This is a genomic window from Streptomyces sp. NPDC020807 (assembly GCF_040641575.1).
Classification (GTDB): Bacteria; Actinomycetota; Actinomycetes; order Streptomycetales; family Streptomycetaceae; genus Streptomyces.
On sequence record NZ_JBFADU010000006.1, the window covers coordinates 280,080 to 295,336 of the forward strand.

Sequence of the window (15,257 nt, forward strand, 5' to 3'; positions counted from 1 at the left end):
CCCGGCCCCCGGCGCCCGGGAGTCCGCCTCCGCCCGGCGTGCGCGCGTCCGGCGGAGGGCGGAGCATGAGACCTGAGGGGGCGCGACCCTGGAGGGTGCCATGCCCGTCCCGGAGGGCGGCGACGCGCTCGTCGTACTGCGCGGAGTGGACAAACACTTCGGCTCCCTGCACGTCCTCCAGTCCATCGACCTGACGATCCGCCGCGGCGAGGTCGTGGTCGTCATCGGCCCCTCGGGTTCGGGCAAGTCGACCCTGTGCCGGGCCATCAACCGTCTGGAGACCGTGGACGCGGGAGAGATCGTCGTCGACGGCCGTCCGCTCCCCGCCGAGGGCCGCGAGCTCGCGGCCCTGCGGGCGGGCGTCGGCATGGTCTTCCAGTCGTTCAACCTCTTCGCGCACAAGACGGTGCTCGACAACGTCACCCTGGGCCAGATCAAGGTCCGCAAGAAGGACCGGAAGGCCGCCGAGCAGCGCGCCCGCGCCCTGCTCGACCGGGTCGGGGTCGCCTCGCAGGCGGACAAGTACCCGGCGCAGCTCTCCGGCGGCCAGCAGCAGCGCGTGGCGATCGCCCGCGCCCTCGCGATGGAACCGAAGGTGATGCTCTTCGACGAACCGACCTCCGCGCTCGACCCCGAGATGATCAACGAGGTCCTGGAGGTCATGCAGCAGCTCGCCCGGGACGGCATGACGATGGTGGTCGTCACCCACGAGATGGGGTTCGCCCGCTCCGCGGCCAACCGCGTCGTCTTCATGGCGGACGGACGGATCGTGGAGGAGACGACCCCGGACGAGTTCTTCGGCAATCCGCGCAGCGAACGGGCCAGGGACTTCCTGTCCAAGATCCTCCACCACTGACGAGCCGTGGCCCTCGCGCGCCCAGCAGCCCCCAGGGGTGATCGCCATGGTCATGAGCCACACGCACACGACGCCGCTCGGGATCGGGAGGGCGGTGAGGGCCTCCGTCGCCGTCGCGGCGGCCGTGGTCCTCTCCGTCACGTCGGCCGGATTCGCGCAGGGCGCCTCCGGAGCCGTACCCGCCGACCACGGCGACGGCGACGAGATCACCATCGGCATCAAGTACGACCAGCCGGGCATCGGCCTCAAGACGCCCGACGGCACGTACACCGGCTTCGACGTCGACGTGGCCACCTACGTCGCGAAGCAACTCGGCCACGACCCCGCCGACATCGTGTGGAAGGAGGCGAAGAGCGCCGACCGCGAGACGCTGCTCCAGCGCGGCGACGTCGACTTCATCGTCGCCTCGTACTCGATCAACGACAAGCGCGCGGAGAAGGTCGACTTCGCGGGCCCCTACCTCCTCGCCCACCAGGACGTGCTGATCCGCGCCGACGACGACTCGATCAAGGAGCCGTCCGACCTCAACGACAAGAAGCTCTGCTCGGTCACCGGCTCGACCTCCGCGCAGAACGTCAAGGACAAGATCGCCCCCGACGCCCAACTCCAGGAGTACGGCGGCTACTCCGAGTGCCTGACCGGCCTGGAGAACGGCGTCGTCGACGCCCTCACGACGGACGACTCGATCCTCGCGGGGTACGCGGCGCAGCCGGAGTTCAAGGGCAAGTTCGAGCTCGGCGGCTTCGAGATGAGCAACGAGAACTACGGCATCGGCGTCCAGAAGGGCAGCGAACTCAAGGCGAGGATCAACACCGCCCTGGAGAAGATGGTCGCCGACGGCTCCTGGGAGGCGGCGGTCAAGAAGAACTTCGGGCCCGCCGGCTACCAGAACGAACCGGCCCCGGAGATCGGCGTCGTCGTGAAGTGAGCGGACCGCCGTGTTCGACTTCCTCGAAGGCTACAACCTGCTGGGAGCCTTCTGGACCACCGTCCAGCTGACCGTCTACTCCGCGGTCGGCTCCCTGGTCTGGGGGACGCTGCTCGCCGCCATGCGCGTGAGCCCCGTCCCCCTCATGCGGGGCTTCGGCGCCGCGTACGTGAACGTCGTCCGCAACATCCCCCTCACCGTCATCATCGTCTTCACCTCGCTCGGCCTCTTCCAGACGCTCGGCGTCAGCCTCGGCGCCGAGCGGTTCACCACCATCAACTTCCGGCTCGCCGTCCTCGGCCTCACCGCCTACACCAGTGCCTTCGTCTGCGAGGCGCTCCGCTCCGGCATCAACACCGTCCCCCTCGGCCAGGTCGAGGCGGCCCGCGCGATCGGGCTGAGCTTCCCGCAGGTCCTGCGGATCGTCGTGCTCCCGCAGGCGTTCCGCTCCGTCGTCGGACCGCTCACCAACGTCCTCATCGCCCTCACCAAGAACACGACGGTCGCGGCGGCGATCGGCGTCGCCGAAGCGGCGCTGCTCATGCGGGAGATGATCGAGAACGAGGCCCAACTGATCCTGATCTCCACGATATTCGCCGCCGGATTCCTCTGCCTCACCCTGCCGACCGGCCTGTTGATGGGCTGGATCGCCAAGAAGGTGGCGGTGAAGCGGTGAAGAGCGAGAAGGACGTCCCCACCGTCCTGTACGACGTGCCCGGCCCCCGCGCCCGGCGGCGCAACCTCCTGTGGACCGTCCTGTTCCTGCTGGCCCTCGCCGCCGTCGTCTGGTGGGTCGTGGCGGGCCTCGCCGCGAAGAACCAGCTCGAATGGTCCAAGTGGGCACCCTTCTTCACCGACCCCCGCGTCTGGGAGACGTACATCCTGCCCGCCCTCGGGAACACCGTGATCGCCGCCGGGCTCGCGATGGTCATCGCCCTGCCCCTCGGTGCGTTCCTCGGCATCTCCCGCCTCTCCGACCACCGCGCGGTCCGGGGCGCGGCCGGAACGGTCGTCGAGTTCTTCCGGGCCATCCCCGTCCTCATCCTCATGCTCTTCGCCAACGCCGCGTACTCCGAGTTCACCGACATCAGCCCCGACACCCGGCCCCTGTACGCGGTCGTCACCGGCCTCGTCCTCTACAACGCCTCCGTCCTCGCCGAGGTCGTCCGCGCCGGCATCCTCGCCCTCCCGAGCGGCCAGACCGACGCGGCCAAGGCGATCGGCATGCGCAAGGGCCAGACCATGGCGTACGTGCTGCTCCCGCAATCCGTCACCGCCATGCTGCCCGCGCTCGTCAGCCAGCTCGTCGTCATCGTCAAGGACACCGCGCTCGGCGGCGCGATGCTCGGCTTCTCCGAACTCCTCGCCTCCGTGCGGCCGATGAGCGCGAACTACGGCGCGAACACCATCGCCTGCTTCACCGTGGTCGCCGTCATCTTCGTGGTCCTCAACTTCGCGCTCACCACCTTCGCCTCCTGGCTGGAGCGACGCCTGCGGCGCGGGAAGAGGAGCACGGGCGCGGTGGTCGGCGTCGAGGCGGTCGAAGAGCTGGCGGTCCCGGGAGACGCGCCGGGGGACACCCGGGGAGCCGGCCGTGGCGACGCCACCGGAGACCGGCCCGACCGACGGGACGCCCCCTGACCAAGGGGTGCCTCACCGATCATGCCGGTCTCGTCGACGAGACCCCCCAGGGACTTGTGCGGGAAGCGTGACGTGCCGAAGTTCGACCCATGAACCCGGATACGCCCACCTCGGCGGCGCCCCCACCCACGGACCGACTGCTGGCCGCGCTCGCCGGACTGGTCAGCGCGTACGTCTCCCTCGCCGTGGCCGACCTCGTCGCCTCCCGCGTACGGCCCGAGGCCGCACCCGTCCCGGCCGTCGGCGGCGCCGTCGTCGACCGGACACCGGCCGGAGTGAAGGAATGGGCGATCCGCACCTTCGGCGAGGCCGACAAGACCGTCCTGACCGTCGGCATCCTGCTCCTCCTCGGCCTCCTCGCCGTCGCGATCGGCCGCATCGCCCTCCGGAACCGCGCCCTCGGCGCGGCGGCGGCCGGGGCCTTCGGCGTGATCGGCGCCGTGGCGGCCGTGACGCGCCCCGACTCCGACTCCGCCCTCGACGCCCTGCCGTCGCCGGCGGGCGCGGCGTGCGGGGCGCTGCTCCTGTACGTCCTGGCCGGGCGGCTCGGGGCCCCGGGAGGGGGGAACCGCCGGGGAGCCGAGCCCCGTCCGGGACCGGCCGCCGGTCGGGCCGACCGGCGCGGCTTCCTGCTGGTCGCCGGGGGCGCCGGCCTGGCCGCGACCGGGGCCGTCGCGCTCGGCCGTGCCGCGGGCTCCCCCGTACAGGAGCGCGCCGCCGCCTCACGTGCCGCGCTCCGCCTGCCGCGGCCGGCGTCCCCCGCCCCGCCCGTGCCCGCCGGGGCGCAGCTCCCCGTCCCCGGCATCAGCCGCTTCCTCACCCCGAACGGTGACTTCTACCGCGTCGACACCGCGCTCGTCGTGCCCAAGGTCGACGCCGACCGCTGGCGACTGCGCCTCCACGGCCTCGGCGTCCGCGAGGAGACCGTCCTGACCCTCCCGCGGCTGATGGCCCGGCCGGCCGTGGAGCGGGACATCACGCTCGCCTGCGTCTCCAACGAGGTGGGCGGCCCGTACGTCGGCAACGCCCGCTGGCTCGGCGTCCCCCTCGCCGACCTGCTCCGCGAGGCCGGCGTCCGGCCGCCCTCCCAGGGCGGGCCCGCCGACCAGCTCGTGGCCCGCTCCGTCGACGGGATGACGATCGGCACCCCCGTCGAGGACGTCATGGACGGCCGCGACGCGCTCCTCGCCTACGGGATGAACGGGGAGCCCCTGCCCTTCGCCCACGGATTCCCCGTCCGCATGGTCGTCCCCGGCCTGTACGGGTACGTCTCCGCCTGCAAATGGATCACGTCCCTCGAACTGACCACCTTCGACGCGTACGACGCCTACTGGGTCCCGCGCGGCTGGGCCGCCGAGGCCCCGGTGAAGACGCAGTCCCGCATCGACACGCCCCGCGCCCTCGCCCGCCCGGACGCCGGAACGGTCACGGTCGCCGGGGTCGCCTGGGCCCAGCACCGGGGCGTCGAACGGGTCGAGGTGCGGATCGACGACGGCCCCTGGCGCCCCGCCCGGCTCGCCGCCCCGACCGGCCGCGACACCTGGCGCCAGTGGTCGTACGCCTGGGAGGCCGCCCCCGGCCGCCACACGATCGGCGTCCGCGCCACCGACGCCACCGGCGCGACACAGCCGGAGCCGCGGAAGGACACCATGCCGGACGGCGCCGAGGGATGGCACACGGTGGAGGTGACGGTGCGCGGGCGCCGAACGTAACGAACCAGGTCGAGCGGGCCCGTTCGGCGGTGCGATGGGGGAGACTGCTGCCGTGCGTGGACATCTTCCGGACGAGAGCCCCGGGTTCGTGGGGCGCCGCGAGGAACTGGAGCACGTCTCCGCCGCGTTGACGGAGCACCGGCTCGTCACCGTGACCGGCGTCGGCGGGGTCGGCAAGACCCGGTTCGCCCTGCGGGCCGCCCGCCACGTCGCCGAGCGGTTCCCGGACGGCGCCTGGTGGGCCGACCTCACGCCGCTCGACGGCGACCGGCTGCTCGTCGCCCTCGTCGCCGACTCCGTCGACCTCTCGGACCACACGCCCGGCATGGCCACCACCGCGCTCCGCCGCCGCCTCGCCGAGGACCGGCTCCTCCTCGTCCTCGACTCCTGCGAACACCTCACGGAACCGTGCGCCCGGCTCGTCACCGAACTCCTCGCCGCCGCGCCCGGGCTGACCGTCCTCGCCACCAGCCGCCGGTCCCTCGGCGTCGAAGGGGAACACGTCGTCGCCCTCGAACCCCTGCCGCCCGACGGACCCGACGCCCTGGAACTGCTGCGCACGGCCACGGGGGAGACGCTCCCGGCCGAAGGGCCCGCCGCGGACATCTGCGTACGGCTCGAAGGCATCCCGCTCGCCCTGGAGCTCGCCGCCGCGCAGATCCGGCGCGTCGGCGCCGAGGCCGTACGCGACCAGCTCGCCTCCCGGCCCGACGAGCCGCCGGGCGCCCGCTTCGACCTCCTCGCCTCCACCGAACGGGTCTGGCCCAGCCGCCACGAGACGCTGCGCGCGGCCATCGGCTGGAGCCACGCCCTGTGCGACCCCCTCGAACGGCTCCTGTGGGCCCGGCTGTCCGTCTTCCGCGGCCCCTTCGACCCGGCGTCGGCCACCGCCGTCTGCTCCGGCGGCCCCCTCACCGCCGACACCCTCCCGGCCGTCCTCGACGGACTCGTCCGCTCCTCCGTGGTCCAGCCGCCCGACGCGGCCGGACGCCACCGGATGCTCGACACGATCCGGGCGTACGGGGCGACGTGGCTGGACCGCACCGGCGAGAGCGCGACGGTCGCCGACCGGCACGCGGACCACTTCCGGGCCCTGGCCCGCCGGGCCGACACCGCCTGGCTGGGCGCGCCCCGCCTCCGCCACGGCGGCGCCGACGCCCACCACACCGACCTGCGCAGGGCCCTCGACCACCTGCTCCGCACCGACCCCGACGCGGCCCTCGACCTCATCGGCTCCGTCGCCTTCGCCTGGTCCTGCCGCGGCCACCTCCGCGAGTCCCGCGACGGCCTCGAACAGGCCCTGTCCCGCTCCGCCTCCCGCGGCCGGGCCCGCTCCCGGGCCCTGTGGGCCCTGGGCGTGACCCTCCTGCTCCAGGGCGACTTCGCCCCGGCCCAGGAGGTCGGGGAACAGTGCGCGCGGGAGGCGCGGTACGCGGAGTACGAGGAGTACGCGGAGTACGGGGAATGCGAGGAGGGACGGGGAACGGGGCCGGCCGTACCGCCGACGGAGCCGCCGGTACGGCCGGAACGGCCGGGGCCGTCGGCCGATTCGCCCGGCTCCGGGTCCTCGGCGGGCCCGGCCGAGTCCGGGCCGCCGGCGGAACCGGCCGAGACCGGGCCCCTCGGAAGCGGCGGCGCGGCCGCGCCCGGCGCCGGGGCGAGCGCCGAGCCCGGGCCGGCGAGCGGGCTTCGGCCGGGTTCGGTGGTGGTGCCGGCGGCCGGGCCGCACGCCGAGCCGCGTCCCGGCCCGGCCGCCGCTCCGGCGCGGGACGCGGCGGGCGGGACACACGGGGTCCCGCCCGCGGCCGGCGGCTCGCGGGCCGCGCCGGAGTCCGTGCGGGCTCCCGCGCGGGACCTCACCCTCGACGCCGCCGCGCTCGGCGGGCTCGTCGCGCTGACCACCGGGCGGGTGCGGGCCGCGTACGTCGTCGTCGGGCACGTGCTGGAGTCCGTGCCCGGCGGGCCGGGGGACTCCGCCGCGCGCCTGCGGTGCGAGCTCGTGCGGGTCTTCGCGCTCACCGGGCTCGGGCGGCTCGCCGAGGCGCGGGACCGGGCGCTCGCCCTGCGGGCCGTGTGCGACGAGCTCGACGAGCACTGGACCCGTACCGCCCTGGAGTACCAGCTCGCCCTGACCGGACTCCTGGAGGGCGACCCGGTGGCCGCCGCGCGGCACGCGCGGGCCATGCTCGACGGGACGCGGCGCCTCGGCGCCACCCTCGGCGTCGCCCTCGGGCTCGACGTCCTCGCCACCGCGCTCGCCGCCGCCGGGGACGCCGAGCGCGCGGCCGACGTCTCCGGCACCGGCGAGGCCTACTGGCGCTTCACCGGCCAGCCGCGCCGCGGCCTGCCGGGACTCCGCGCCCTGCACGAGACGTACACGGACGCCGCCCGCGCGGCGATCGGCGCGGCGGCGTACGAGGAGCTGTTCCAGCGCGCCCTCACCGGCCTGCCGCAGGACGGCCTCGACCGGGCGCTGCGCGAGAGCGGCTAGCCGGTCGCGCGCAGCGCGGGGCCCGGCCGGACGCCGGTCTCGCGGGGCCCGGCCGGTCGCGGGCCTGGCATCCTGGGGCGATGCGATCCGAGCTCCGAAGCGCCGAGCGGGGCCTGCGGGCCCTCCTCAACACGTGGGATCCGATCGGGGTCGCCGACGAGGTGCGGGACGAGTACGACTGCATGATCGGCCCCCTGCTCGCCATGCTCCGGGGCGGCGCCGACCCGACGGCGATCGCCGCGTTCCTCCGACGTGACATGGAGGACCACTTCGGTCTGGGCTGCACGGAGTCCGAGGCGGAGGCCGTGACCGCCCGGCTGACGTCCTGGTGGGCTACGGTCGCGCCGGGCGAGGGCACCGGCTCCCCGTAGGCCGAACAGGACACCCCACCCGCCCCGGCGCACCATGAAGGCATGGACATCAGCCCGCCGGGACGGCTCGCCGGGCCCGAGGAGGGCATCAGCGCGCAGGAGCTGGCCCTCGCGACCCGCAACCACGGCCTGCCCCTCGAAGCACTGCGGTACGACGTGTCCCCGCCCGGCCTCCACTACGTCCTCGTGCATTACGACATCCCCGCCACCGACCCCGACGCGTGGCGGCTCACCGTCGGCGGCCGGGTGCTCCGCGAGGTCGCGTTCGGCATGGACGAGCTGCGGGCCCGGCCCGCCGTCACCCGCCGGGTGACCCTGGAGTGCGCCGGCAATGGGCGGGCCCGGCTGCTGCCCCGGCCCGTCAGTCAGCCCTGGCTGGTGGAGGCCGTCGGGACGGCCGACTGGACCGGCGTGCCGCTCGCCGCGCTGCTCTCTGACACCGGGGCCGGCGAGGACGCCGTCGAGGCGGTGTTCACCGGCACCGACCACGGCGTCGAACGGGGCGTCGAGCAGGACTACCGCCGCAGCCTGCCGCTCGCCACCGCCGCCGACCCGGCCCGGGACGTCCTCGTCGCCTACGCCATGAACGGCGCCCCGCTGCCCCCGCAGCACGGCAGCCCCCTCCGGCTCGTCGTGCCCGGCTGGTACGGCATGGCCCACGTGAAGTGGCTCCACGACATCACGCTCACCGCCACCCCGTACACCGGCTTCCAGCAGGCCGTCGCCTACCGCCTCCGCCAGGAGCCGGACGACCCGGGGGAGGCCGTCACCCGCATCGCGCCCCGGGCCCTGATGATCCCGCCCGGCTTCCCCGACTTCATGTCCCGCGTCCGCGTCGTCCGCCCCGGGCCCGTCCCCCTCGCCGGACGCGCCTGGTCGGGCCACGGGCCCGTCACCCGGGTCGAGGTCAGCGCGGACGACGGGACGACGTGGAGCGACGCCGACGTCACGCGCGACCCCGCCCACCCGTGGGCCTGGAGCGCGTGGCGGGCCGACTGGACGGCGGCCCCGGGGCCGTACCGCCTCACCGCGCGGGCGACGGACGCCGAGGGGTACGTCCAGCCGCTCACCGGCCCGTGGAACCGCGGCGGCTTCGCGAACAACCTCGTCCAGCACGTCGAGGTGTACTGCGCGGCGGAGGGGGAGGACCTCCGACCGGGAGGTGCGCGCGACGGCGCGTAGAGTCGACAGGGGCGCACCACGCCCCCGACATCGACCGACCCCGACGAGGAGCCCCCCGTGACCGACCCGGCGCCCATCGCCGTCCAGCAGCAGATCGCCCGGGACCTCCAGGTCTCCGAGACCTTCGACCCGGCCGTGGAGATCGAGCGTCGCGTGGCCTTCCTCGCCGAGCGGCTCACCACCACGGGCCTGCGCTCGCTCGTGCTCGGGATCAGCGGCGGCGTCGACTCGACCACCGCAGGCCGCCTCTGCCAGCTCGCCGTCGAGCGCGCCCGCGCCGCCGGTCACGACGCGACCTTCTACGCGATGCGCCTGCCGTACGGCGTCCAGGCCGACGAGAGCGACGCGCAGACCGCCCTCGGCTTCATCCGCGCCGACGAGGTCCTCACCGTGGACGTGAAGGCCGCCAGCGACGCCGCCCTCGACGCCGCGCTCGCGGGCGGTGTGACCTTCCGGGACGCCCACCACCAGGACTTCGTCCAGGGCAACATCAAGGCCCGCCAGCGCATGATCGCCCAGTACGCGGTCGCCGGCGCCAAGGACGGCCTCGTCGTCGGCACCGACCACGCCGCCGAGGCGGTCTCCGGCTTCTTCACCAAGTTCGGCGACGGCGCCGCCGACGTCGTCCCGCTGACCGGCCTCACCAAGCGCCGCGTCCGCGCGGTCGCCGCCGAGCTCGGCGCCCCCGCCGAACTCGTCTGGAAGGTCCCGACGGCCGACCTGGAGACCCTCGACCCGGGCAAGCCCGACGAGGACGCGCTCGGCGTGACGTACGACGACATCGACGACTTCCTGGAGGGCAAGCCGGTCACCGAGGCCGCCTTCGCCACGATCGTCCGCCGCTACGAACTCACGGAGCACAAGCGGCAGCTGCCGACCGCGCCCTGAGCGGGGCGGGGCCGAGGCCCTACGCCAGGTACGCGACCCGCACCTCCCCCTCCGCGAAGTCCCGGCGCGGGAGACGCAGGCCGAGTGACGTCTCCAGCGCGTGGAAGTACAGCGCGTAGGTGTCCGTCACCTCGGGGTGGTCGAGCTCGGCCCGGCGCAGGGCGCGGTTGAGGAAGTCGAGACGGCCGCCCCGCAGGTACGCGGGGCGGCCGCGCTCGTACCCGATCAGTTCCAGGATCTCGTCGTCCCCGTCGTCGACGCGCCGGCCGCCCCGTACGTAGTCGAAGGAGTAGACGGCCTTGGCGGCGGTGGCGGTCAGCGAGACGAAGTCCTCGATCCCCAGCGCCTCGTAGGGCTCCTTGTCCGCGACGGCCCCCCGCGGCGTGCCGTTGTGCAACAGGTACGTCCACTCGCCCGCCCGGCCGTAGCAGCAGCTCTCCCACTGGCGCTGCGAGGGGATCTGCCCGCCCTCCAGGGCCTCCAGGTCCTTCCGGCGCGTTCCGGCCGCGACCTGTGCCGGATCGGCCCCGTACCGCAGGGCCAGCCGCTCGGGGTCGACGGTCCGGCCGGGGGCCGCGCGGTAGAAGTCGAGGAACGTGTACGGGTCCTGGCCGAGCCAGGACCGGGCTATCCAGGCGAGACCCTCCAGCGGGTCGAGCCCGCAGGCCTCGACCGTCCCCGTGTCGTCCAGGCCGCCGGTACGGTACCGGCGACCCCACGCCGGATCGGCACGGTCCAGCGCGTCCGCCACCTCCGTGGGGCTGCCGCCGAGCCGGCGGACCGCCTCCTCGGCGAGCAGGTACACCACCTGGTCGAGATCCTTGGTGGCGAACAGCTCCCGGTACTCGCGACGGCCGTGCACGGTACCGTTCTCGTCGAGCAGGAGGAAGAGGTCGTCGTTCCACGAGTTCTCGACGTGGTCGTCCGCCTCCTCCTCCGACCGGACGACGCGGGGCAGCGCGGTCCCGTCGAGGGGGGAGTGTCCGGCGACCGCCCCGTGCCAGGCATCCGCGAGTGTGCGCTCAGTGATCTCCATGGCCCGAGCATAGGAACCGGCACTGACAGGAGGCCGGTCCGCCCGCCCGGCTCCGCCATGTGATCCACTGTCCTCGCGGGGGTGCACGATTACCGGATCATCAGCAGGAGCAGCGTTGACCACCTACCGTCAGCCCGGCCTCGTCCTCACGGACCACCGTTTCCCCGTCCCCCTCGACCACGACCGGCCCGACGGCGAGCGGATCGAGGTGTTCGGGCGTGAGCTCGTCGCCGCCGGCCGGGAGCGCGAGGACCTGCCCTGGCTGGTCTACCTGGAGGGCGGGCCCGGGTTCGGGGCGCGGCGGTTCGTCGGGCAGCAGGCGTGGCTGGGGCGGGCCGTGCGGGAGTACCGCGTGCTCCTGCTCGACCAGCGCGGCACCGGCCGGTCCACCCCGGCCAACCGGCAGACCCTCGCCCTGCGCGGCACCCCGCGCGAGCAGGCCGACTACCTCGCCCACTTCCGCGCCGACTCCATCGTCAGGGACTGCGAGCTGATCCGCCGCCGGCTCACCGGCGGCGCCCCCTGGACCGTCCTCGGCCAGAGCTTCGGCGGCTTCTGCGCCACCCACTACCTCTCCACCGCGCCCGAGGGTCTCGACACCGTCCTCGTCACCGGCGGCCTGCCCTCGCTCCACGCCACCGCCGACGACGTCTACCGCGCCGCCTACCCCCGCGTCCGCCGCAAGAACGAGGACCACTTCGCCCGCTACCCCCAGGACGCCGAGCGCGCCCGCGCGATCGCCGCGCACCTCGCCGACCGCGAGGTCACCCTCCCCGGCGGCGGGCTCCTCACCGTCGAGGCCTTCCAGTCCCTCGGCATCCTCCTCGGCTCCGGCGACGGCACCCACCAGCTCCACCTGCTCCTGGAGCACGCCTTCGTCCCGACGCCCGGCGGGCCCGAGCTCGCCGACGCCTTCCTGGAGCAGGTCCAGGCCCACCTGTCGTACGCGGGCCACCCCCTCTACGCCGTGCTCCACGAGGCCATCTACGCCCAGGGACAGGGCCCCACCGACTGGGCCGCCGAGCGGGTCCGCGCCGAGTTCCCCGAGTTCGACGCCCGCGCGGCCCTCGCCGCCGGCGCGCCGTTCCTCTTCACCGGCGAGACCGTCCACCCCTGGCTCTTCACCACCGACCCCGCCCTGCGCCCGCTCCGCGAGACCGCCGAACTCCTCGCCGCCCGCGCCGACTGGGCCCCGCTGTACGACCCCGAGCGCCTCGCCGCGAACGAGGTCCCCGTCGCCGCCGCCGTCTACCACGACGACATGTACGTGGACACCGCCCACTCCCTGGAGACGGCGCGGGCCGTGCGCGGGCTGCGCACCTGGGTCACCGACGAGTTCGAGCACGACGGCGTACGGGCCGGGGGACCGCGCGTCCTCGACCGGCTGCTCTCCCTCGCCCGGAACGAGGTGTGACGCGGCCGGTGTGACGAGGGAGGCTGACGCGGCCGGTGTGACGCGTAAAAGTCCAAGCGTTGCGGCCGGATTACTCATGGTGCCGATCTCTCACCGAGGGTAGAACTCGCCCCATGAGCACCCACGTCAGCGCCGAGATCGCCGCCCAGCCCGACTGCTGGCGCCGCGCCGCCGACCTCGCCGACCGCGACGCACGCCTCCTGCCCTCCCGGGGCGAGCGCGTCGCGGTCGTCGGCTGCGGAACCTCCTACGCCATCGCCCGCGCCTACGCGGCCCTCCGGGAGTCCCTCGGCGCGGGCGAGACCGACGCCTTCCCCGCCTCCGACCCGACCCCGCTGGGCCGCGCCTACGACCGGGTCGTCGTCCTCACCCGCTCCGGTACGACGACGGAGGTCGTCGACCTCCTCACCGGGGCGGCGGGCCGTGTCCCCACCCTCGTCGTCACCGGCGTCCCCGACAGCCCGGCCGGACAGCGCGCGGACCGGATCGTCGACCTCGGCTTCGCCGACGAACGCTCCGTCGTCCAGACGCGGTTCGCCACCACCGCCCTCCAACTCCTGCGCGCGGGGCTCGGCGTGGACCTCGGCCCCGCCATCGCCGACGCCGAACTCGTCCTGTACGAACAGCTCCCCGTCGCCTGGGAGCGCCGCGGCCAGTTCACCTTCCTCGGCACCGGCTGGACCGTCGGCCTCGCCGACGAGGCCGCACTCAAGCTGCGTGAAGTCGCCCGCGCCTGGACGGAGTCGTACAACGCGATGGAGTACCGGCACGGCCCCATCGCGATCAGCGACCGTGCCAGCCTGGTCTGCTGCTTCGGCCCGGCCCCCTCCGGTCTCCAGGAGGAAGTCGACTCCACCGGCGCCCTGTTCGCCGCCGACGCCATCGACCCGGTTGCCGCGCTCGTCCGCGCCCAGCGCCTCGCCGTCGCCCTCGCGGCCCGCCGCGGCCTCAACCCCGACCGCCCGCGCAACATCTCACGGTCCGTCATCCTCGCCGGGGCGTTCCGCCCGACCGCCGCGGACGCGGCCCGTATCCTGCGTTCATGATCGAGACTGATGTGACGGACCTCGCGGACATGCCCGGCGACTGGCAGCGCGCCCTCGCCGTCGTCGCCCACCCCGACGACCTGGAGTACGGCTGCGCCGCCGCCGTCGCGCACTGGACCGACGCGGGCAAGGAGGTCGTGTACGTCCTCGCCACCCGCGGCGAGGCCGGCATCGACACCCTCGCCCCCGACGTGTGCGGTCCCCTGCGCGAGCAGGAGCAGCGCGACAGCGCGGCCGTCGTCGGCGTCGACACCGTCGAGTTCCTCGACCACCGCGACGGCGTCATCGAGTACGGGCTCCCGCTGCGCCGCGACATCGCGGCGGCGATCCGCCGCCACCGCCCCGAGCTCGTCATCACCCTCAACCACCGCGACACCTGGGGCGGCGGCCCCGGCGCGCCGTGGAACACCCCCGACCACCTGGCCGTCGGCCGGGCCGTCCTCGACGCGGCGGCCGACGCGGGCAACCGCTGGATCTTCCCGGACCTCGCCGAGCAGGGCCTCGACCCCTGGAACGGCGTCCGCTGGGTCGCCGTCGCCGCCTCCAGCACCCCGACCCACGCGGTCGACGCCACCCCGGGCCTCGACCGCGCGATCCGCTCGCTGCTCTGCCACCGCGCCTACATCGAGGCCCTGACGGACCAGGACCCCGAGGAGTACGTGCGCGAGTTCCTCACCGGCACCACCTCGCGCGCGGCCGACCGCTTCGGCGGCCGCCCGGCGGTCGCGTTCGAACTCTTCGGCCGCTAGGTGTATTGACTCGCAGCGTTGTTGACGCGGCTGATGGGCGGGTGTCCTGGGCCTCTCTGAGGCAGAAGTCGGCGGGAGGCCGCTGCGGGCGGCGGTCACCCCATCGGTGCGGGCTTCAGTACCGCGAAGGGCGCGCCGAAGGGGTCCGCCAGCCAGGCGATGCGGCCCACGTCCGGGATGTCGGCGGCCGGCATGATCACCGAGCCGCGGTTCTCCGCCGCCGAGGCGGCGATCTCGTCGGCGTCCTCGACCGCGAAGTACGGGATCCAGGCCGGCTGCATGCCTTCCTGGAGCGTGGCGGCGCCACCGAAGGAGGCGTCCTCCTGGTCGCCCTCGGCGGTGGAGATCACCCGGTACGTCATGCCGGGCGCCTCCATCTCCGCCCACCGCCAGCCGAAGAGCCGCCGGTAGAAGTCGAGGACGCTCTCCGGGCCGGCGACGTGGAGTTCGGCCCAGACCAGGGTGTTCCTCGACGACGTCCGGTCCAGGCCCTTCGTCCGGCCGGGCTGCCAGACGGCGAACCGCGCGCCGCCCGGGTCCGTGAGGTTGGCCATCCGGCCCGCGTCCATGACGTCGAACGCGGGGGTCCGCACCGTGCCGCCCGCCTCGGCCGCCGTCTTCTCCGCGGCGTCGGCGTCCGGGGTGTGGAAGTAGATCGTCCAGGCGGAGCTCGCGCCCTCCTCGGTGAGCGGGCCGATCGCGGCGACCGTCCGCCCGTCCTGCTGGAAGAAGCCGTAGCCCCCGGCCTCCGGGCCCGCCGACGCGAACTCCCAGCCGAAGACGGCACTGTAGAAGTCGGCGGCGGCCATCGTGTCCGGGCTGCCGAGGTCGATCCAACAAGGCGAACCGGTGGTGTAATCCGTACCGAGCATGGGCGCTGTCCCGTCCTTACCTGACGCCTGGCTGATGCTGTTCAGGCCACCATGGCCGATCCTCGCCCATC

Annotated in this window: 14 protein-coding genes; 12 read left to right on the forward strand and 2 right to left on the reverse strand. The window is 74.3% G+C overall.

The window, feature by feature from the left end:
* Positions 1 to 100 precede the first annotated feature (100 nt).
* The 9 genes from AB0G79_RS13420 to nadE all read left to right on the forward strand — a co-directional run bounded on the left by AB0G79_RS13420 (position 101) and on the right by nadE (position 10,069).
* Complete coding sequence (locus AB0G79_RS13420; RefSeq protein WP_360805022.1) at positions 101 to 856, forward strand: amino acid ABC transporter ATP-binding protein; 756 nt, start codon at positions 101 to 103, stop codon at positions 854 to 856.
* A gap of 52 nt (positions 857 to 908) precedes the next feature.
* A complete protein-coding gene (locus AB0G79_RS13425; RefSeq protein WP_360805025.1) occupies positions 909 to 1,784 on the forward strand; it encodes a glutamate ABC transporter substrate-binding protein in 876 nt (291 codons plus the stop codon).
* A 10-nt stretch (positions 1,785 to 1,794) separates the two neighbouring features.
* Entirely contained in the window at positions 1,795 to 2,460 is a 666-nt protein-coding gene (locus AB0G79_RS13430; protein ID WP_360805028.1) for an amino acid ABC transporter permease, read from the forward strand.
* Positions 2,457 to 3,425, forward strand: coding sequence for an amino acid ABC transporter permease (locus tag AB0G79_RS13435; protein WP_360805031.1), 969 nt, complete (start codon positions 2,457 to 2,459; stop codon positions 3,423 to 3,425). Before AB0G79_RS13430 ends, AB0G79_RS13435 begins: the two co-directional genes overlap by 4 nt.
* Positions 3,426 to 3,514: 89 nt before the next feature.
* Positions 3,515 to 5,137: a molybdopterin-dependent oxidoreductase gene (locus AB0G79_RS13440; protein WP_360805034.1), complete on the forward strand. Its 1,623-nt coding sequence runs from the start codon at positions 3,515 to 3,517 to the stop codon at positions 5,135 to 5,137.
* A gap of 52 nt (positions 5,138 to 5,189) precedes the next feature.
* A complete protein-coding gene (locus tag AB0G79_RS13445; RefSeq protein ID WP_360805037.1) occupies positions 5,190 to 7,628 on the forward strand; it encodes a regulator in 2,439 nt (812 codons plus the stop codon).
* Between the two features lie 80 nt (positions 7,629 to 7,708).
* Positions 7,709 to 7,999, forward strand: a complete 291-nt coding sequence (locus AB0G79_RS13450; RefSeq protein WP_360805040.1) for a hypothetical protein — start codon at positions 7,709 to 7,711, stop codon at positions 7,997 to 7,999.
* A 42-nt stretch (positions 8,000 to 8,041) separates the two neighbouring features.
* Positions 8,042 to 9,181, forward strand: a complete 1,140-nt coding sequence (locus AB0G79_RS13455) for a sulfite oxidase (protein ID WP_360805042.1) — start codon at positions 8,042 to 8,044, stop codon at positions 9,179 to 9,181.
* 57 nt (positions 9,182 to 9,238) lie between these two features.
* Positions 9,239 to 10,069 carry an ammonia-dependent NAD(+) synthetase gene (nadE, locus tag AB0G79_RS13460; RefSeq protein WP_360805045.1) on the forward strand — a complete coding sequence of 277 codons (831 nt, stop codon included), beginning with the start codon at positions 9,239 to 9,241 and terminating at the stop codon, positions 10,067 to 10,069.
* A 19-nt stretch (positions 10,070 to 10,088) separates the two neighbouring features.
* On the opposite strand, the gene AB0G79_RS13465 is transcribed toward nadE, so the two are convergent.
* Positions 10,089 to 11,105, reverse strand: coding sequence for a hypothetical protein (locus tag AB0G79_RS13465; protein WP_360805048.1), 1,017 nt, complete (start codon positions 11,103 to 11,105; stop codon positions 10,089 to 10,091).
* Positions 11,106 to 11,220: 115 nt separating this feature from the next.
* On the opposite strand from AB0G79_RS13465, the gene AB0G79_RS13470 reads away from it, so the two are divergent.
* The 3 genes from AB0G79_RS13470 (at position 11,221) to AB0G79_RS13480 (ending at position 14,314) form a co-directional block, all read left to right on the forward strand.
* Positions 11,221 to 12,519, forward strand: coding sequence for an alpha/beta fold hydrolase (locus tag AB0G79_RS13470; RefSeq protein ID WP_360805051.1), 1,299 nt, complete (start codon positions 11,221 to 11,223; stop codon positions 12,517 to 12,519).
* A gap of 113 nt (positions 12,520 to 12,632) precedes the next feature.
* Positions 12,633 to 13,565, forward strand: a complete 933-nt coding sequence (locus AB0G79_RS13475) for an SIS domain-containing protein (protein ID WP_360805054.1) — start codon at positions 12,633 to 12,635, stop codon at positions 13,563 to 13,565.
* Positions 13,562 to 14,314, forward strand: coding sequence for a PIG-L deacetylase family protein (locus AB0G79_RS13480; RefSeq protein WP_360805057.1), 753 nt, complete (start codon positions 13,562 to 13,564; stop codon positions 14,312 to 14,314). Before AB0G79_RS13475 ends, AB0G79_RS13480 begins: the two co-directional genes overlap by 4 nt.
* 95 nt (positions 14,315 to 14,409) lie before the next feature.
* On the opposite strand, the gene AB0G79_RS13485 is transcribed toward AB0G79_RS13480, so the two are convergent.
* Complete coding sequence (locus AB0G79_RS13485) at positions 14,410 to 15,186, reverse strand: VOC family protein (RefSeq protein WP_360805060.1); 777 nt, start codon at positions 15,184 to 15,186, stop codon at positions 14,410 to 14,412.
* Between the last annotated feature and the right edge of the window lie 71 nt (positions 15,187 to 15,257).

Excerpts from the sequence above, each read along its gene's own strand:
- AB0G79_RS13465 (WP_360805048.1), bottom strand. The coding sequence starts at position 11,105 with ATGGAGATCACTGAGCGCACACTCGCGGATGCCTGGCACGGGGCGGTC.
- AB0G79_RS13440 (WP_360805034.1), top strand. The coding sequence starts at position 3,515 with ATGAACCCGGATACGCCCACCTCGGCGGCGCCCCCACCCACGGACCGA.
- AB0G79_RS13420 (WP_360805022.1), top strand. The coding sequence starts at position 101 with ATGCCCGTCCCGGAGGGCGGCGACGCGCTCGTCGTACTGCGCGGAGTG.
- AB0G79_RS13455 (WP_360805042.1), top strand. The coding sequence starts at position 8,042 with ATGGACATCAGCCCGCCGGGACGGCTCGCCGGGCCCGAGGAGGGCATC.
- AB0G79_RS13475 (WP_360805054.1), top strand. The coding sequence starts at position 12,633 with ATGAGCACCCACGTCAGCGCCGAGATCGCCGCCCAGCCCGACTGCTGG.
- AB0G79_RS13450 (WP_360805040.1), top strand. The coding sequence starts at position 7,709 with ATGCGATCCGAGCTCCGAAGCGCCGAGCGGGGCCTGCGGGCCCTCCTC.
- AB0G79_RS13485 (WP_360805060.1), bottom strand. The coding sequence starts at position 15,186 with ATGCTCGGTACGGATTACACCACCGGTTCGCCTTGTTGGATCGACCTC.
- AB0G79_RS13425 (WP_360805025.1), top strand. The coding sequence starts at position 909 with ATGAGCCACACGCACACGACGCCGCTCGGGATCGGGAGGGCGGTGAGG.
- AB0G79_RS13480 (WP_360805057.1), top strand. The coding sequence starts at position 13,562 with ATGATCGAGACTGATGTGACGGACCTCGCGGACATGCCCGGCGACTGG.